Genomic DNA, 18,121 nt, shown 5'->3' on the forward strand with positions numbered 1-18,121 from the left:
GGGAGACCGGGTCGGAGTGGGCGTCGACGTGGGGTCGACCCGGGGATCAGTAGGCGGGCAGGGACGGGTCGATCTGCTTGATCCAGGAGAGCACGCCGCCCTGCACGTGCACCGCGTCACGGAAGCCGGCGGCCTTCACCGCCGCCAGCGCCTCGGCGGAGCGTACGCCGGACTTGCAGTGCAGCACGATCTGCCTGTCCTGCGGCAGCGAGGCGAGCGCCGCGCCGGAGAGAATGTCACCCTTCGGGATCAGCGTCGCCCCGGGGATGCGGACGATCTCGTACTCGGCCGGCTCCCGGACGTCGACCAGGAAGATGTCCTTGCCGGCGTCCTGCCACTCCTTCAGCTCGCGGGCCGTGATGGTGGCGTCCGCCACCGCCGCCTCCGCCTCCGGCGAGACGGCGCCGCAGAAGTCCTCGTAGTCCTCCAGCAGCTCCGTGACGGTCGGGTTCTCCCCGCAGAGCGCGCAGTTCGGATCCTTACGGACCTTGATCTTCCGGTACGACATCTCCAGCGCGTCGTAGACCGTCAGCCGCCCGACCAGCGGCTCGCCGATCCCGGTGAGCAGCTTGATCGCCTCGGTGACCTGGATCGAGCCGATCGACGCGCAGAGCACGCCGAGCACGCCGCCCTCGGCGCAGGACGGCACCATGCCGGGCGGCGGCGGCTCCGGGTAGAGGCAGCGGTAGCAGGGGCCGTGCTCGGCCCAGAAGACCGACGCCTGCCCGTCGAACCGGTAGATCGACCCCCAGACGTACGGCTTGCCGAGCAGCACCGCCGCGTCGTTGACCATGTAGCGGGTGGCGAAGTTGTCCGTACCGTCGACGATCAGGTCGTACTGGCCGAAGATCTCCAGCACGTTGTCCCGGTCCAGCGCGGTGTTGTGGATCTCCACCTGCACCAGCGGGTTGATCTCGCGGATGCTCGACGCCGCGGACTCGGCCTTCGACCGGCCGACGTCCGACTGGCCGTGGATGATCTGGCGCTGGAGGTTGGACTCGTCGACGGTGTCGAAGTCGATGATGCCGAGCGTCCCGACCCCGGCCGCGGCGAGGTACATCAGCGCGGGCGAGCCGAGACCGCCGGCACCGACGCAGAGCACCCGGGCGTTCTTCAGCCGTTTCTGCCCCTCCACCCCGACGTCCGGGATGATCAGGTGGCGCGAGTAGCGGCGAATCTCGTCAACGGAGAGCTCGGCGGCGGGTTCGACGAGCGGGGGCAGTGACACGGTGGACTCCCCGGTTCCGATCACCGCTCAGCCGGTGGCTGAGCGCATCGACAATGGCATGTCCGGCCATTGTTCCTCGCCGGAGCCGTGCTCGACCATGAGGTGGAACACCTGCCCGACATGCGGGAGTGGGAATAACCGCCGGAGACGGAACGGCACGGCTCCGGGGACGCGGTGGGGTGTGCCGTACGGGTGCGGGTCCCGGCCGGCTACGGGATCGGCGGGCCGGTGTACCGGCGCCCGTCAACGTACGGCCAGCCGTTCGGCGCGCAGCCACGCAGCCCGTACGTCTGCTGGAGCATCACCGGCGCCGGTGCGCCGGGCCGGGGGCAGCCCTGGTGCGACTCGCCCAGCTCGTGCCCGACCTCGTGGTTGAGCGCGAAGGCCTGGTAGACCTCCAGTGCGGCACCGTACTCCGGCACCCCGGTCAGCCAGCGGGCGACGTTGAGGATCACCTGTCCCGGCAACCGGCACGAGCCGTACCGCCCGGTGTGCAGCCCGGCGGTGCCGCACAGCCGCTCCGAGGTGCCCGGGGTGGCCAGGAAGACGGTGAACTGTGCCTTCGTCGCCTTCGCGACCCGCTGGAGGCGGAGCTTCCCCGACGCCGTCCAGCCCCGGGGGTCGCCGAGCACCGCGTCCACTGCGGCGGCGAAGGGCGCCACCTCCTGGCCCATGCCCTGCTCCACGGCGACGTGGTAGCGGCGCAGCGTACCGGCCCTGCCGAGCACCCGGCCGCCGGTGGCGTACCCGAAGGTGCCCGGACCGGTGGTCGGGTAGTCGGCGCCCGGATCGGTCGCCGGACCGCTCCGCCCGGCCGCCGTGCTCGCCGCCCCGGCGACCGCACCGCCCCCGCCGGACGCCGCCGCCACGCCCGACCCGGACGGGCGGGTGTGCACCAGCCCGACCGTGAGCAGGACGGCGGCGACCGCCAGCAGCGCGAGCGCGACGGCCCGCCGTCGCCGCCGCCGGGCCTGGGCGGCGGCGACCCACTGCCGTTCGAGCCGGCCCCCGGAGCGGACGCCGGCCCCCCTACCCGGCTGCGCGGCGGCCCGCCCACCAGGGTGCGCGGCGGCCCGCCGGCCGGGGCGCGCGGCGGCCCGGCCGGCGGTCGTCGTCTCGGGGGCCAGACCATCCGGCGGCGCGGGGAAACGACCGTGGTCGGGAGGGTTTGCCGGATTCGCCATGGCGGGCTCAGCCTTCCATGCCGGCGGGCCATCGTCCAGGATCAACGCCGCGCCGCCGCCCGCCGGACGGCCGCGACGACGGAAGCTATCGGGCCGGGCCGGCGTAGCGCTTCCCGCCCAGGTACGGCCACGGGTTCGCGACGCAGCCGTCCAGGAAGAGCGTCTGCTGCATCATCACCGGGGCGGGCCGGTCGTCCCGGGGACACCGCTCGTGGCCGTGGCCGAGCTCGTGCCCCACCTCGTGGTTGACCACGTACGTCCGGTAGCGGTCCAGCGGCACCTTGCCCGCCACGTAGTGCGGCACCGAGAACATCCAGCGGTCCAGATTGATGATCACCCGGCCGAAGCCCCGGCAGGAGGTGTACGGCTTGCCGTCGACCCGGATGTCCACTCCGGAGGCCGCGCACATCGTGCGGGCCGTACCGGCGGTCACCAGGTAGATCGTGAAGTCGTGGCCGGCGCGGTCCGGGACCCGCTGCAGCCGCAACCGTCCGCTGCCGGTCCAACTCCGGGAGTCGGCCAGCGCGGCGTCGACCTCGGCGACGAAATCCGGGAGGTGCTCGTCGACGTTCCGCTCCACCGCCACCCGGTAGCGTCGTACCGCTCCGGCCCGGCCCGCCACCTCGCCCCGGCCGCTCGCGTAGGTGAAACTACCCGGCCCGGTCGACGGCACCGGCCCCGCCAGCCGCAGCACGGGTGCGGGCGGCCGGCTCGGTGTGGGGGCGGAGGTGGGTGTGGCGGGGGTCGGCGTCGCGACGGTCGCCGGAGTCGTCGGTCCGGCCGCCCGGCCGCCGACCGACTGCTCCGCCGCCAACCGGTCGGCGGGCGGCACCAGCAACCCGATCACCGCCACCGCGCCGGCCACGCTCAACAGCAGCACCGCCAGCGTCGGAAGGCGCCGCCACGGCCGCCGCCGGGGCAGCGTGTCGGGCTCCGGAGAGTCGGAACCGTTTGCGGGACGTTGGCGCTTCCTGTTGATCTGCACGCCTACTTGGTACGCCCGACCCGATCATTTGGTTGCATCCGCTCCTCAGGTCACCCGCAGGTGTCGCCGCCGCACCCGGCCGGCGCCCACAAAAGGGCCGGCTACGAGATCAGCAGGCAACGCGTGTGCAGAGGGCGGGCTAGGAGATCAGCCGGACGGCCGGCCGCGGGCTGGTCTCGTCCAGCAGGGCGAGCGCCGCCCGGGCGACGGTCCGGGGCACCTCCAACTGCGGGACGTGCCCGACGCCGGCCAGCAGCAGGAGCCGGCTGTCCGGCACCAACCGGGCCACCTGGGCCGGCACCCGGATGTCGACCAGCCGGTCCAGCCCGCCGCCGATCACCAGCGTCGGCGCGGTGATCTGCCCGGCGATCCGCCACAGCGAACCGGAGCCCGGCAGGTAGGCCCGGACGAAGCTGCCGACCAGGCCGCGCAGCGTACGCACGTAGGCCGCCGCGTAGTGCTCGGCGGTGTACCTGATCCGGATCTCCTCGATCGCCTCCATCCGCCGCTGGTCACAGATCCGGCGGGTGTCGGCCACGCACGCCTCCATCACCTGCCGGGCCATCTCCTCCGGCGGCAACTGGGTCAGCCAGCGGGCGGCCAGGCGTTCCGCCCGGGGCACCGCGAGCAGCGGCAGCACCCGGCCCTGCAGCGAGCGGCGCGGATCGAGGAACGGCATCGCCGGGGAGATGAGGGTGAGCGTACGGACCAGGTCGGGGCGGAGACCGGCCACCCGCACCGAGATCGCTCCGCCGAGGGAGTTGCCGAACAGGTGCACCGGACCCCGACCGGAGTGCTCGATGTACCGGACGACCCGGTCGGCGAAGGCCGCGATCGTGTACTTCCGCCCCGGATCGCTGAGCCCGAATCCGGGCAGGTCGATCGCGTGCCCGTCGAGCCGGTCGGCCAGCAGGCCGGCCAGGTCGGTCCAGTTCTGCGCCGAGCCGCCCAGCCCGTGTACGTACAGCGCCGGTTCGGCGCCCTCGCGGGTGGCCGGGGTACGCCGGACGTGGGTGATCGAGCCATCGATCCGCACGCCCTGGCCAGGCCAGGGTGATGGGATCTCGCCCAGGACGATCGACTCGTCCGCCGCCAGCAGCGCACGCCTCATGCACCAAGTGTGCCGGCAGCGCGGTGATCACGCCGCCGGGCCGGTGAAGCCGGCACGGCGTCCGGCACGGCGGACAGCACGTCCGCACCCCTCCGCCCCGGTTCGTACGGATTGGCACCGCCGCCCGGGCGGCCCGGCCGACCGAATCAGGTGAGCAACGCCTCAAGCCGGCGGTTGACGGCGGCCAGCGTGGCCCGGACCACCGCCTGGCGCGGGTCGCCGGAGACCAGCGCCGAGCCGGCGAGCTGCTCGACCCAGCCGTCGCAGACCAGCAGCACCACCACGGTGGCCACCTCGCATCTGCCGAACGGCACCACCGCCGCGTGCTCGACGAAGCACCGGCCGCGCTCGGTGACCCGGGTGGATGCGCTGAGCAGCTCGTCGATGGCCGCCGCCGCCGCCACGGCGCAGAGCCGCAGGACGTACCCGTCGACGGCGGGACCGGTGGCCAGCCCGGTCGCCGGCTGCTTGCCGGCGGCGAGTCGTACCTCGACGGTGGCGTCCAGGCCGAAGGTGCTCACCTGCACGTGGTCGATGATCACCCGTGGGCCGGGCGGCGCGCCCGGGTTCAGTGGCCGGGAGGGTGCCGTCTCGGTGGTGGTCACCGGGCTTCCGGAGTAGGAGCTGCCGACCGTGCTGGCGTTGCCGCTGATCGGCGACCCGCTCCGGCCGCCCTCCGCTGGCTGCTGCCCGACCGTTGCCCTGCCCCGGTGCCCCGGCCCCTGGCGCCGCCGACGCGGCTCCTCGGTCGCCGGCTCGGCCCGGGACGGGGACTCGGCCCGGGACGGAGGCTCGGCCCGGGACGGAGGCTCGGCCCGGGACGGAGGCTCAGCCCGGGTCTCCGGCTCGGCCGGCGGCACCTGCCGGGGCCGGGCCACGCCGGGCCGGGCCGGGCCGTCGGCGAGGCCCGGGTCGCCACCCGGCTGGGCGGGCAGGTTCTGCGGGGCGGCGGCCAGGCCCATCCGCTCCTGGAGCAGCCGCGCCACGTGCCGGCTCACCTCCGCCGGATCAGCTCCGTCGGCCAGGTCGAGGCGCAGGCTGTGTGCGCCGGCCGGAGTGGTACGCAGCGAAGCGTCGCGTACCCCGGCGACTCCCCGGACCGCGTCCAGGATCGCGTTGACGTCGAAGCCGTCCGGTCGCTCGCGCGGCTCTGCCGTTCCATCCTCCCGACGCAGATGAGTGGCGATCCGGGCCAGTTCGGGCGTTTCGGCGTGCGGCTCCGGGGCGAGCGGCTCCGGCACGGTGGGCACGTCCGGCTCGGCGGGCACCCGCTGCGGCAGCACGTCACCGGATTCCGCGGGCCGGACGGCACCGGGTTCCACCGGTGCCGGCTCCGGATCCGCCGCTGCCGACTCCGGATAGTGGTACGGCGAACCGGGATAGCTCGGCGCCGTGGGCAGGGCCAGGGCTTCCCGGCGGTACGGATAGCCGGGCGCCTGCCCGGTCGGCGGATGGCCCGGCGGCTCGGTGCCCGGCGGTGAACCGCCCCCTGTCGGCGGATAGCCGGCCGGCTGTCCCGGTTGCGCCGTCGGATAACCGGCTCGCTCTCCACCGGGCGCCGTACCCGGGGAATAGCCCGGGGAGTGCGCACCCGGCCCCGACGGCTCGGTGCCCGGCCCGGAGGGATAGCCCGCCGGTTCCGCACCGGGCGCCGATGCGGCCACCCCGCCCGGCCCCGACAGGTAGCCCGGCGACCCGGGTTCGGAGGCGACCGGCCCGGGATAACCGCCAGGGGTCTCCGGCGCGGCCCGCCGACCGGCGCCCTCCGGCGCCACCGGCTGGCTGTGCGCGGCGGCCGGGTAGCCGGCCGGCGCGGAGTGTCCCTCCCGGTGCGCCGGCCCGGCCGGCGGCGATTCGGGTGCACGCTGCGACTGCGATCCGGGTACGCGCGGCGACTGCGGGTCGGCCCAGCTCGGCGCCTGCGGGTCGGCCCAGCTCGGCGCCTGGGGATCGGCCCAACCCGGCGACCAGCGCTGCTCGGGCCCGCCGGAGGTCTCCGCCTCGCGGGTCGGCCCGGCCTGCGGGGCCGGCTCGGCGGCGTTCCGGCCCTCGAGGTGCCGGACGCCCTCCTGCTCCGGCTGCGCCCCGGAGGTGGCCCAGGGCGGCGCCCAACCGGAGGACCAGTTCGCCGCTTCGGGGCCCGGATAGGTCCCCGCTTCCTGGACCGGATAGCTCGCCGACTCCCGGACCGGGTCCTGGCCCGGATATCCTGCCGACTCCTGGACCGGATAGTCGGCCGGGGCGACCGGCGTCGTCCCCCGCTCGTCGGCCTCGACCGGGCGCCAGCCAGGTCCCGGACCGGCCTGCTCCGGACCGGTCACCTGCGACGACGAGCGGTCCGGTTGCCGGGGACCGGCCGGCATGAGCGCGGTCAGTCCGGTCACCGGCGGGGGATCGTGGTCGACGGGAGCCCGGAAGGTTCGGCCGCGTTCGGCCTCCGCCGCGCCGGCCGGGTCAGATGCCCCACCGGCACCCCCCTGGCCGGCCGGCGGGCCGGAGGTCATCGCCGGCGGTCCGGAGATCGCGGCCGGCGGCCCCGACGTCACGGCCGGCGTGCCCGGCATGGCGCCGGGCGGTCCCGAGACCGCGGCCGGCGGTGCCGAGGTCGGCTGCGGGTGCACCGGCTGAGCAGGCTCCCGCCAGCGCGGTGGCTGGCCGGCCGGCCCGATGCCGACGCGTTCCGGCTCGCCGTAGCCGCGCTCGATGTAGCCGCGATCACCGAAGGCGTGCCGCGCCGTGCCGGCGGCGTCCGGCTCGCCCGCCGGTCCGGACGGCTGTCCCGGATAGTCCACGGCGGCACCGGCGGGCAGGTCCGGACCGGCTCCCCACCGGTCGGCGGGCTCGACGACCTCCGCGTCGTACGCATGGCCCGGCTCGCCGGGCAGCCTCCGACCGCCGGACCAGCCCTGGTCGGGCTCGGCCACCTCACCCAGGCGCACGCCGTTGACCGGTTGCCGGAGTTCGCGGATCGGGATGCCGGGCGTGGCCGGGATCGGCCGGGGGGTGTAGGCGGCACGGTCGCCCCAGCCACGGGTCACCGCCGGCTCGACGACCGGGTGCCACTGCCGCCCCGACGCATCGACGCCGTTCTCCGCACCGGACCAGCCCGCGTCGCCCGCCCAGCCGTTGGCCGGACGGGCCGGGTCACCCTGCGGACCTGCCCCGTTACCGTGCTCTCCCGGTGTGGGGGCTCCGGGTTGCCCTGTTTCGTCCACCGTGCGCTCCTTGGTCGCCCCCGCTGAGGCTACCGTGTGGTGGCAGTGCCGATAAGTTACAGCGGCGGGCTAATTCGGCAGTCGAGTGATCTACCCACCGCTCTGCCGAGAAGCAAGGTCGGCGGCGTGCGAGGTGAAGCGGAGGTGACCATGACCCAGGTGGGAAACGGCGCGCAGACGGCTGGGCGGCCAACGCGCCTACCGCGCTCGGCACGGCGTAAGCAGCTGCTGGCGGCGGCCCAGGAGGTGTTCGTCGCCCAGGGATACCACTCGGCCGCGATGGACGACATCGCCGAGCGGGCCGGCGTTTCCAAGCCCGTCCTCTATCAGCACTTCCCGGGGAAGCTGGAGCTGTATCTGGCGCTGCTGGACACGCACTGTGACGCGATCGTGGCCAAGGTCCGGGACGCGATGGCCGCGACCACCGACAACAAGGAGCGGGTCAGCGGGGCCGTCCGCGCCTACTTCGACTTCGTCGATCACGAGAGCGGTGCGTTCCGGCTGGTCTTCGAGTCCGACCTGCGCAACGAGCCGGCCGTGCGCGAGCGGGTCGAACGGGTGGAGCAGGGCTGCATCGCCGCCATCACCGACACCATCATCTCCGACACGGGGGTGAGCCGGTCCCGGGCCGAACTGCTCGCCTCCGGGCTGGTCGGCGCCGCCGAGACCGCGGCCCAGTTCTGGCTGGCGGGCGGGCGGAAGGTGCCGAAGGCCGAGGCCGAGGCGCTGCTCGCCGGCCTGACCTGGCGGGGGATCGCGAGCTTTCCCCTGCAGGGCGAGTCGGCCTCAACGTAAGCCGCGCCGATCGGATAGCCTTTCCGACGGCGGATCTTTCGCCCCGAACAAGGAGGTCACGTGGAGGTCAAGATCGGCGTGCAGTACGCGCCGCGCGAGCTGGTCCTGGAGAGCGCGCAGACGCCGGCCGAGATCGAGCAGATCGTGACCGACGCCCTCGGCAACAGCGAAGGCACCCTGTCGCTGACGGACGAGAAGGGCCGCCGGGTGATCGTGCCGGTCGGCAAGGTGGCCTACGTGGAGATCGCCGAGGCCTCTCCCCGCGCCGTCGGCTTCGTGGCCCGCTGATCTCCCGCTGACTCCGGCCGACCGGCCCAACGGTCCCCGGTCGCCCGACCGGCCCTTCAGCCTGACCGGTCGGGCCGCCGGATCAGTTGTTCAGGCCGACCGCTGCCATCCGCGTGGTGTGCGCGGCGGTCAGTCGCCTGAACAGTGTCTGCACGCCGGACCGGTCGTCGAAGCCGGTCGCGATCAGCGCGGTCAGCGCCACCCGCTCGCCGGCCGTCCGGCCCGCCTGGGACAGCCCTTCCCCGACCAGTCGCCGGGCCCACATCGAGAGCCGGTTCGCCACCTTCGGGTCCGCCTCGATGGCCAGCCGGATCTCCCTGCCGGCGAACTCGTCGTACCGGGAGTCGTGCAACACGTCGAGCACGAGCTGCCGGTCGGGCTCGGCGAGAAGCGTCGCCATCTCCCGGAAGAAGTCGTCGGCGATGGCGTCACCGACGTACGCCTTGGTCAGCGCCTCCAGCCAGTCCTTCGGCTCGGTCGAGTCGTGGTACGACTGCAGGGCCGGCACGAACGGGGCCATCGCGTCGCCGGGCGCGACGCCGAGTGCCGTCAGCCGGTCGGCGAGCCGCCGGTAGCTGCCGATCTCGATGGCGGCCATCTCGCTCAGCACGGCGCGCCGCGCCAGGTCGGGCGCGAGCCGCGCGTCGGCGGCCATCCGGTCGAAGGCCATCAGTTCGCCGTACGCGACCAGGCCGAGCAGGTCCACGACCGCGGTGGACGGTTTCCGCCCGCCGGAGGCAGGGGCGGAGCCGGAGGCGGCAGAGGAGGCCGGGGCGGGTTCTGCGGGGGCGGACACGCCCGCAGGCTACCGCCCGGTGGAGCGGGCCGGGGTACCGTCCCGACCAGGACTTTCCGCGCGACACGTCTCGGCGGTCTCATTCCGGACACCTGCGTACCTGTCGGTAACTCGACGAACATGATCTGTAACGGATGTCACATCGATGGACCCCGGTCGCCGGAGGTGTCGCCGTACCGGAGACGCCGTTTGCCGGGCTCAGGTAGCATGGATCAGTTGCCGAAGGAGGCAGGGTCCAGGAGACCGTCATCGTCTCCGGAAAATCTGCCCTCCGGCGCGCGCGTGCGGCCCGGTCTTCCACTCGGCGTTCAGCCGTCGACCGTGTGGCCCGCGCCACAGAAGACACCGCGCCCTACGGACGAACGGGGCGCACCACGAGAGGGCACCCCCACAACCACATGAGCGAGCACATCGAAGACATCACACCCGGTCAGGTTCTGACCGGCGAGGAATCCATCGCCGCCGGTGACGCACTGGTGGCCGACGCGCCACTCCGCCCGGAGGCACCCACCTTCGCCGAGCTCGGCGCCCGCGCGGAGACCGTGACCGCGCTCGCCGAGGCGGGCATCACCCGAGCCTTCGCCATCCAGGAGTACGCCCTGCCGATCGCGTTGCGCGGCACCGACCTGATCGGCCAGGCGCCGACCGGCACCGGCAAGACGCTCGGCTTCGGCGTGCCCCTCCTGGAGCGGGTCTTCTCGCCGGCCGAGGGCGGCGACGGGCTGCCGCAGGCGCTGGTCGTCGTGCCGACCCGGGAGCTGGGACTCCAGGTCGCCAAGGACATCGCCGCGGCGGGCCGGACCCGGGGCGTACGGGTGCTGCCGATCTACGGCGGCGTGGCGTACGAGCCGCAGGTCGAGGCGCTGCGCAAGGGCGTCGAGATCCTGGTCGGCACGCCCGGTCGACTGCTCGACCTGGCCAAGCAGAAGCAGCTCCGGCTCGACCGGGTGCACGCACTCGTCCTGGACGAGGCGGACCGGATGCTCGACCTGGGCTTCCTGGACGACGTCGAGAAGATCCTGGCGATGCTGCCGGAGGACCGGCAGACCATGCTCTTCTCGGCCACCATGCCGGAGCCGATCGTCACGCTCTCCCGACGCTTCCTGCGGCATCCGGTGACCATCCACGCCGGGCACACCGCCGAGACCGGACCGTCGCCGCTGACCCGGCAGCTGGTCTACCGCACCCACTCACTCAACAAGATCGAGATCGTCGCCCGGATCCTCCAGGCGCGCGGGCGCGGTCTCACGATGCTCTTCACCCGGACCAAGCGGGCCGCCGACCGGGTCGCCGAGGATCTCGACTTCCGCGGGTTCGCGGTCGCGGCCGTCCACGGTGACCTGGGCCAGGGCGCCCGGGAGCGGGCGCTGCGGGCGTTCCGGTCCGGCAAGATCGACATCCTGGTCGCCACCGACGTCGCGGCCCGGGGGCTCGACGTCACCGGGGTCACGCACGTGATCAACTACGACTGTCCGGAAGACCAGGACACCTACACGCACCGGATCGGGCGCACCGGTCGGGCCGGCGCCACCGGAGTCGCGGTGACCTTCGTCGACTGGGACGACATGCCCCGGTGGCGGATCATCGACAAGACGCTCGGGCTGGAGATGCCGGAGCCTCCGGAGACCTACCACACCTCCGCCCACCTCTACACCGACCTGGAGATCCCGACCGACGTCGCCGGCACCCTGCCGTCGGCCGAGCGGACCCGCGCCGGGCTCTCCGCCGAGGTCGAGGAGGACCTCGGCGGGCGCTCCCGGGGCGCCGGTGGCCGGCGCGGCCCGGGTCGCGGTGACGGCGCGCGGAGGTCCCGCGACCGGCGCGGCGGCGGCAGCCGGAGCGGCGGTCCCGCCGACCAGGCAGGTCCCGAGGGCGAGTCCACGGGCCAGCAGGAGCCACGCCGCCGGCAGCGCCAGCGGCGCCGGGCGGGCGAGGTCGTCACGGGCACGGCGGAGGCGGGCGAGGCGGGCGGCGCCCGGACCGGCACCGAGCCGGGCGGCGCCACCGCGACCTCGGCCGGCGCCTCGGCCGAGAGTGGTGCCGGCGTCTCGACCGAGACCGGCACCTCCGCCAAGCCGCGCCGCCGTCGCCGTCGCCGGGGTTCCGGCGCGGGTGGCGATGCCGCTGCCACCGACGACTGATGCCCCAGCAGCTCGACGCCGCGCTCGCCGAGGTGCGGGCGCTGCTGCTCGATCCCGGGTTGACCCGCGCCGTCGCCGCCGGGCGACGGCGCGGACAGCTTCCCGCCGTGGTACGCGTCGAGCTGCGCCCGATCGCGCTCAGGTCGGGCGCCCGGCTGCAGATCGTCACCGACGACGGTGCCCGGCCGTACACCCGTAACGTCGTGCCGGGGCCGGAGGCGGACGCGGCGGTCGACGCGCTGCTGGCCGAGCCGTTCGGCAACTGGCACGTCGAGACGGCGAGCACCACCCTGCAACTGCGGGTGACCAAGCGGGGCGAGGCGCAGGTGCACCGGGTCGCCGCGCAGCGGGCCGCGACGCCGGCCGTCTCGCACGACCGCAGCCGGGAACACCTGCTCGATCCCGGTGACCCGCTCTTCGACGCGATCGGCGGCAGCGCGGCGAAGCGGCGGCAGGTCGACGCCTTCCTCCGGGCCCTCGCCGCCACCCTGCCGGCCGGGTTGACCGGCCCGCTGCGCGTGGTCGACCTCGGCTGCGGCAACGCGTACCTGACCTTCGCCGCCTACCGCTACCTGGCCGGGCGGGGCGTCGACGTGGAACTGGTCGGCGTGGACGTACGCGAGGACCAGCGGCGCCGCAACACCGCGCTCGCCGAGCGGCTCGGCTACGCCGACCGGGTCCGGTTCGTCGCCGGCACCATCCTGGAGGCGGCGGTGGAGCCCGCCCCCGACCTGGTGCTCGCACTGCACGCCTGCGACACCGCGACCGACGAGGCGCTGGCCCGGGCGGTGCGCTGGGGTGCCCGCTGGATACTCGCCGCCCCGTGCTGCCACCACGACCTCGCCGCACAACTGCGGACCACCTCGGCACCCGGCCCGTACGACATGCTGGTGCGGCAGGGCATCCTGCGGGAACGCTTCGCCGACGTGCTCACCGACGCGCTGCGGGCGGCGCTGCTCCGGCTGCACGGCTACCGGGTCGAGGTGGTGGAGTTCGTCGACTCCGAGCACACCCCGCGCAACCTGCTGCTCCGGGCCCGGCACACCGGCACCGCACCGACCGGGCGGCAGCGCGACGACTACCGGGCGCTGCTCGGCGACTGGCAGCTCACGCCACGACTGCAGACCCTGCTCGACTCGCCCTGATCCACCCGGGTCGCCTCTTTCTTCACCACGGTCGCCCTTCTCTTCACCCGGCCCACCGCACTGACCCGGCCCGTTTCGGCCGTATCGGCGGAACTGTCGGGCTGATCGGACGGCCGGGGGCGATGCCGGCCGGCCGATGGTACGGGCCGGGTGGGTTCGATCAGTCGGCTTTCCGACCCGCCCTTCCGGATTACTCTCGAAACGTCATCCGGACGCCGGGCGAAAGGGCTTTCCGCTGAGTATCGGTGCCGCACAGGACTCGCCACAGGCGGCATTCGCCCGCTTCGTACGGCGTGCCATCGACGACGCCAAGAGCGAGCGCGGCTGGACGGTCAGCGATGTCGCCGCGCACACCGGAGTGGGCCGCTCCACCCTGTTCCGCTGGCTCGCCGGAGACTGGCAGGACTATCCCGAGCTGGCCAAGGTGCGCGGGTTCTGCTCGGCCCTGGACGTGCCGGTCGGCACGGCCTTCCGGGCCCTCGGCCTGCCCGACGGCGAACAGCCCGGCGCGCACCGGCGGGACCGGATCGAGTCACCCGTGGAGGCCGATCTCCGGGTGATCATGGCCCGGTTGGCCGATTCCGGCGTGCCGCCGGAGGAGAAGAAGCTGATCCGGGACATGCTCCGCTACCTCGCCCACCGGCAGGTCCGCCGCGCCGGCTGACCGGGCCGGTCCGGTCGTGACGCGGGACCGGGGTCAGGGCACCGTCAGGGTGAACTCGGCGGTCCGCACCGCGCCGGCCACCTGGAAGTCGAAGTAGATGCGGTAGCTCCCCGGGCTCGGTGCGGTCAGCCAGAACTTGACCGCCCCGCCCGACAGCTCGGGCTCCGGATGGACGTGCACGTAGCCGAGGTCACCCTCCCGGACCACCACCAGGTGCCCGTACGCGCCGAGGTAGGGCTCCAGGGTGGTGACCGGGTTGCCACCGGTGAAGACCCGGAACAGCATCGGCTGGCTCGCCCCCACCTGCGGGGTTCCCTCGTAGGTGACGGTGAACCCGCCGACCGTCGCCTCCCGGGCCGGCGCGGGCAGCGGTCGGGGCTGGTAGTCGCCGCCGACCACCAGGTCGACCCCGAGGGTCGACGGGTGCTGCCCGCCCGTGGCGTCCAGGGCGGTGAAGTCGGCGTACGCCCGCCAGACCCCCGCCGACGGCAGGGTGAGCGGCACGCTCCAGGTGCCGTCGGGAGCCATCGTCGGGTGCAGGTGCTGGTAGCCGCCGAGATCACGCCGGATCACGATCATGTGCATCGGCTTCTCGTGCACCACGGCGTACCCGGTCACCGCCCGGCGGTCCGGCCCGCGCACCTGGAACCGGAAGTCCTGGCCCCGCCCGGCGGTGAAGGTCGTGGCGGCCGGCACCAGCGTGTAGCCGCCCGCGCTCACGCTCAGCCCGCCCGCCTCCGCTCCGCCCGGCCCGGCTGCCGCGCCGGCAGGATGCTCGTGCGGCCCGGTCCCCGGCGGATGGGTGTGGTCGCCGGCGCCGCTCGCCGGCGCCGAGCCGGCACCGGGCGCCGGATCGCCACCGGCGTTCACCCTGCCGAGGGCGAAGCCGGCGAGCAGGGTGAGGACCAGCGCGCCCACGGTGAGTGCGAGGCGCAGGGTCCCCCGGTCCACGACGGCGGACGCGGCCGGATCTTCTGCGGCCGGATCTTCTGCGGCCGGCCGCGTCCGCCCGCCGGTAGCGGTCGCCGCGGCCCGGGCAGCGCCCGGCGCAGCTGGAGCAGTGGCCGGCGCAACCGGAGCAGTGGCCGGCGCCGCCCGGTCCCGGCCGGTCGTCGGCGCCTCCGGCTGTTCACGCGTCACGATCCGCAGGTTACCGTCCCGGCCCGGCGGCACCGCGACGCCCGCCGCCGGCACCGGCCGAGGGCCGCCGGCCCGCCCCCGGGAGCCAGCGACACCGATCACCGTACGCATCTGAGTGGCTTCGATGCGTCGCCTATCCCGGGCATCGATCGTTAGACCGGTCGTGCCGACCACCGCATTGCCATGTCGCGCCGCCGCCCTCGCCGCCGGGATGACCGTGGCGTTGGCGCTCGCCCCCGCGCCCGGCCGGGCAGCACCGGCCGGCGATCCCGAGGAGCGGATCGCCAGGGCGGCGGAGCAGCTGGAGATCGTCGTCGAGCAGTACAACGACCTGCGCGAGGAGCTGCGGGAGACCCGGGCGCGCAGCGCGGCGCTACACGCCGAGATGATGCCGCTCGAACGCGAGATCGAGGCGCACCGCACCGAGATCAGCCTGATCGCCGCCCGCGCGTACCGGACCGGTGACATCCACGCCGTCGGGATGCTCGGCACCCTGCTCCGCGCCGCCGACCCGGAGAACCTGGTGGATCCGCTGATCCTGCTCGACCGGCTGACCCGGGAGCAGCATCGGATGATCGCCGCGCTGACCGAGGCGTACGACCGGCTGGCCGCCGCCCGCCGGGGCGTCGAGGCGCTCGCTGCCCGGCAGCGCGGACAGGAGCGACAGCTCGCCGCCCGGAAGCTGGCGATCGAGACCGAGCTGGCCCGGCTCGCCCGGCTGCCCGGGGGTGTCGAGCCGCGCGCCGAGGCCGCCCCACGGCTGCCCGGGCCGGTCGCCGGGGCCGCCGGCAGGGCCGTCCGGTTCGCGTACGCCCAGCTCGGCAAGCCGTACCGGTGGGGCGGCGAGGGTCCCGACGGGTACGACTGCTCCGGGCTGACCTCGGCCGCCTGGGCGGCCGCCGGCGTACGGCTGCCGCACAACGCCGCCCGGCAGTGGCGGGCGGTGACCCGGATCAGCCGGGCCGCCAGGCAGGCCGGTGACCTCGTCTTCTACTACCGCGACCTGCACCACGTCGCGCTCTACGTCGGAGACGGGAAGATCATCCACGCTCCACGCACCGGCACACGCATCCGGATCGACCGGGTCGACTACCAGCCGATCGTCGGCTACGGCCGGCCCGGCTGACGGTCCCGACAGGAGCCGGCGACAGGACGCGCGGGCTCAACCGGCGACGCGACGCGCGGGCTCAACCGGCGACGCGACGCGCGGGCTCAACCGGCGACGCGACGCGCAGGCTCAACCGGCGACGGCGAGCGTGAACGGGAGCACCCCGGGCGCACCGGCCCGGCGCAGCAGGCGGGCCACGATCGTCATCGTCCAGCCCGAGTCGACGAGATCGTCGACCAGCAGCACCGGACCGGCCAGCCCGGACAGCTGGGCGGCCAGCGGGGCGGGCACGTCGAAGGCGTCGTGCAGCGCGCGTACCCGCTGGGCGCTGTTGCCCCGCGCACCCGCGGCGGCGCCCTCTTGGGCCGGCACCTCGCCGAGCAGCGGCAGCCGGCCGACCCGGGCGATCCGCTCCGCCAGCCCCCGGACCAGCCGGGGTCGGCGCCGGGAGCCGACCGCGAGCACGGCGGCCGGGCGGGCGGGCCAGGGGTCGTCGCCGTGCGCCCACGCCTTCAGCACCTCGACCACGGCGGTCGCCACCTCCTCCGGCACCTCCGCGTCCGGCACGTCCGGCCCGGTCAGCGCGCGCAGCCTGGCCCCCCAGCCGAGATCGGAGAGCCGCCCGACGGCCCGCCCCGGGTACGCCTGCTCGTCCGCCCCGATCCGGCCACGCAGCGGTACGCCGACCGCCTCCAGCCCGGTCGGCCAGAGCTTCTTCGCCGGGATCTCCACGCCGGGGCGGCCGAGGAACGCCTGCGCGGCGGCGAGCGCGGGCGCCGACACCTGCGCGTCGAACCGCGCGCCGGTGCACCGGTCGCAGCGGCCACACGGGGTGGCCGCCGGATCGTCCAGGCAGCGGCGGAGGAACTCCATCCGGCAGCCGGCGGTGGAGGCGTAGTCCAGCATGGCCTGCTGCTCGGCGGCGCGGGCCTGCGCCACCCGGTGCAACCGGGCCGCGTCGTAGTGCCACGGCTCGCCGGTGGCGAGCCAGCCGCCCCGGACCCGGCGTACCGCGCCGTCGACGTCGAGGACCTTGAGCATCAGCTCCAGCCGGGTCCGGCGCAGGTCGACGATCGGCTCCAGCGCCTGCGTGGAGAGCGGCCGGTCGGGGCGCAGGGCGGCGAGCACCGAGCGCACCTGTTCCTCCGGCGGGAAGGCCAGCGAGGCGAAGTACCGCCAGATCGCCCGGTCCTCGGTGCCCGGCAGCAGCAGCACCTCGGCCGCGCCGACGGCCCGACCGGCCCGGCCGACCTGCTGGTAGTAGGCGATCGGCGACGGCGGCGCACCGAGATGCACCACGAACCCGAGGTCCGGCTTGTCGAACCCCATGCCCAGCGCCGAGGTCGCCACCAGCGCCTTGATCTTGTTGTCCAGCAGGTCCCGCTCGGCGGCCCGCCGGTCGGCGTCATCGGCCTGGCCGGTGTACGCCGCCACCGCGTACCCCCGGCCGCGCAGGAACTCGGCGGTCTCGCCGGCCGCCGCCACCGTCAGGGTGTAGACGATCCCCGAGCCGGGCAGCCGGTCGAGCTGGTCGGCGAGCCAGCCGAGCCGGTGCGCCGGGCTCGGCAGGTCGAGGACGGCCAGCCGCAGCGACTCCCGGTCCAGCGGCCCGCGCAGCACCAGCGCGTCGCCGAGCTGCTCGGCCACGTCGTCGGTGACCCGGCTGTTGGCGGTGGCGGTGGTCGCCAGCACCGGCGTCCCGGCGGGCAGCCCGGCGAGGAAGGTACGCAACCGGCGGTAGTCGGGGCGGAAGTCGTGCCCCCAGTCGGAGACGCAGTGCGCCTCGTCCACCACCAGCAGTCCGGTGGTGGCGGCGAGCCGGGGCAGGACGGTGTCCCGGAAGTCGGGGTTGTTCAGCCGCTCGGGGCTGATCAGCAGCACGTCGACCGTACCGGCCCCGATCTCGGCGACGATCTCGTCCCACTCGTCGAGGTTGGCCGAGTTGATGGTGCGGGCCCGGATGCCGGCCCGGGCCGCCGCCTCGACCTGGTTGCGCATCAGCGCCAGCAGCGGCGAGACGATGACGGTCGGGCCGGCGGGCGCCGCCCCGGCGCCGGCTGCCGGCGGCACCGCGTCGCTGCCGCTCTCGGCGGCCTCTGGTCCGGGGCGGACCGGCTGCCGCAGCAGTGCGGTCGCGACGAAGTAGACGGCGGACTTGCCCCAGCCGGTCCGCTGCACGCAGAGCACCCGGCGCCGGTCGACAACCAGCGCCTCGATCGCCCGCCACTGGTCGTCCCGGAGCCGGGCGTGCTCGCCCGCCAGCCGGCGCAGTACCGCCTCCGCCCGCTCGCGCACCGAAAACCGGTCGCGCACCGAAAACC

General features: G+C 74.7%; 13 protein-coding genes and 1 pseudogene. 6 read left to right on the forward strand and 8 right to left on the reverse strand.

Going from position 1 to position 18,121, the window contains the following annotated elements; translation table 11 throughout:
* Positions 1 to 46: 46 nt before the first annotated feature.
* The 5 genes and pseudogenes from moeZ to ACN27G_RS26135 form a co-directional block, all read right to left on the reverse strand.
* Entirely contained in the window at positions 47 to 1,252 is a 1,206-nt protein-coding gene (moeZ, locus tag ACN27G_RS26115) for an adenylyltransferase/sulfurtransferase MoeZ (protein WP_421495388.1), read from the reverse strand.
* A 185-nt stretch (positions 1,253 to 1,437) separates the two neighbouring features.
* A complete protein-coding gene (locus ACN27G_RS26120; protein WP_421495389.1) occupies positions 1,438 to 2,412 on the reverse strand; it encodes a DUF3152 domain-containing protein in 975 nt (324 codons plus the stop codon).
* 85 nt (positions 2,413 to 2,497) lie between these two features.
* Positions 2,498 to 3,397: a DUF3152 domain-containing protein gene (locus ACN27G_RS26125; protein ID WP_421495390.1), complete on the reverse strand. Its 900-nt coding sequence runs from the start codon at positions 3,395 to 3,397 to the stop codon at positions 2,498 to 2,500.
* 139 nt (positions 3,398 to 3,536) lie between these two features.
* Positions 3,537 to 4,508 (reverse strand): alpha/beta fold hydrolase, encoded by a 972-nt coding sequence (locus tag ACN27G_RS26130; RefSeq protein WP_421495391.1) that lies wholly within the window; start codon positions 4,506 to 4,508, stop codon positions 3,537 to 3,539.
* Between the two features lie 146 nt (positions 4,509 to 4,654).
* A pseudogene (locus tag ACN27G_RS26135) lies at positions 4,655 to 6,028 on the reverse strand (hypothetical protein); the annotation flags it as partial.
* 1,845 nt (positions 6,029 to 7,873) lie between these two features.
* Between ACN27G_RS26135 and ACN27G_RS26140 the strand changes: the two are divergent.
* Entirely contained in the window at positions 7,874 to 8,518 is a 645-nt protein-coding gene (locus ACN27G_RS26140) for a TetR/AcrR family transcriptional regulator (RefSeq protein ID WP_421495392.1), read from the forward strand.
* 60 nt (positions 8,519 to 8,578) lie between these two features.
* Positions 8,579 to 8,806 (forward strand): DUF3107 domain-containing protein, encoded by a 228-nt coding sequence (locus ACN27G_RS26145; RefSeq protein ID WP_421495393.1) that lies wholly within the window; start codon positions 8,579 to 8,581, stop codon positions 8,804 to 8,806.
* 82 nt (positions 8,807 to 8,888) lie between these two features.
* Here ACN27G_RS26145 and ACN27G_RS26150 read toward each other — a convergent pair whose 3' ends face one another.
* Entirely contained in the window at positions 8,889 to 9,602 is a 714-nt protein-coding gene (locus ACN27G_RS26150; protein ID WP_421495394.1) for a ferritin-like fold-containing protein, read from the reverse strand.
* Between the two features lie 398 nt (positions 9,603 to 10,000).
* Here ACN27G_RS26150 and ACN27G_RS26155 point away from each other — a divergent pair, with 398 nt between their 5' ends.
* The 3 genes from ACN27G_RS26155 to ACN27G_RS26165 all read left to right on the forward strand — a co-directional run bounded on the left by ACN27G_RS26155 (position 10,001) and on the right by ACN27G_RS26165 (position 13,552).
* Entirely contained in the window at positions 10,001 to 11,743 is a 1,743-nt protein-coding gene (locus tag ACN27G_RS26155) for a DEAD/DEAH box helicase (protein WP_421495395.1), read from the forward strand.
* A complete protein-coding gene (locus tag ACN27G_RS26160) occupies positions 11,743 to 12,888 on the forward strand; it encodes a class I SAM-dependent methyltransferase (protein ID WP_421495396.1) in 1,146 nt (381 codons plus the stop codon). Before ACN27G_RS26155 ends, ACN27G_RS26160 begins: the two co-directional genes overlap by 1 nt.
* A gap of 241 nt (positions 12,889 to 13,129) precedes the next feature.
* Complete coding sequence (locus ACN27G_RS26165; protein ID WP_421497465.1) at positions 13,130 to 13,552, forward strand: helix-turn-helix domain-containing protein; 423 nt, start codon at positions 13,130 to 13,132, stop codon at positions 13,550 to 13,552.
* Between the two features lie 33 nt (positions 13,553 to 13,585).
* Here ACN27G_RS26165 and ACN27G_RS26170 read toward each other — a convergent pair whose 3' ends face one another.
* Entirely contained in the window at positions 13,586 to 14,503 is a 918-nt protein-coding gene (locus ACN27G_RS26170) for a hypothetical protein (protein ID WP_421495397.1), read from the reverse strand.
* Positions 14,504 to 14,855: 352 nt separating this feature from the next.
* Between ACN27G_RS26170 and ACN27G_RS26175 the strand changes: the two genes are divergently transcribed.
* A complete protein-coding gene (locus ACN27G_RS26175; protein ID WP_421495398.1) occupies positions 14,856 to 15,818 on the forward strand; it encodes an NlpC/P60 family protein in 963 nt (320 codons plus the stop codon).
* Between the two features lie 111 nt (positions 15,819 to 15,929).
* On the opposite strand, the gene ACN27G_RS26180 is transcribed toward ACN27G_RS26175, so the two are convergent.
* A complete protein-coding gene (locus tag ACN27G_RS26180; protein ID WP_421495399.1) occupies positions 15,930 to 18,113 on the reverse strand; it encodes a DEAD/DEAH box helicase in 2,184 nt (727 codons plus the stop codon).
* Positions 18,114 to 18,121 lie beyond the last annotated feature (8 nt).

Source organism: Plantactinospora sp. WMMB334, assembly GCF_049179095.1.
Taxonomy (GTDB): Bacteria; Actinomycetota; Actinomycetes; order Mycobacteriales; family Micromonosporaceae; genus Plantactinospora.

Excerpts from the sequence above, each read along its gene's own strand:
- ACN27G_RS26130 (WP_421495391.1), bottom strand. The coding sequence starts at position 4,508 with ATGAGGCGTGCGCTGCTGGCGGCGGACGAGTCGATCGTCCTGGGCGAG.
- ACN27G_RS26120 (WP_421495389.1), bottom strand. The coding sequence starts at position 2,412 with ATGGCGAATCCGGCAAACCCTCCCGACCACGGTCGTTTCCCCGCGCCG.
- ACN27G_RS26160 (WP_421495396.1), top strand. The coding sequence starts at position 11,743 with ATGCCCCAGCAGCTCGACGCCGCGCTCGCCGAGGTGCGGGCGCTGCTG.
- ACN27G_RS26140 (WP_421495392.1), top strand. The coding sequence starts at position 7,874 with ATGACCCAGGTGGGAAACGGCGCGCAGACGGCTGGGCGGCCAACGCGC.
- ACN27G_RS26155 (WP_421495395.1), top strand. The coding sequence starts at position 10,001 with ATGAGCGAGCACATCGAAGACATCACACCCGGTCAGGTTCTGACCGGC.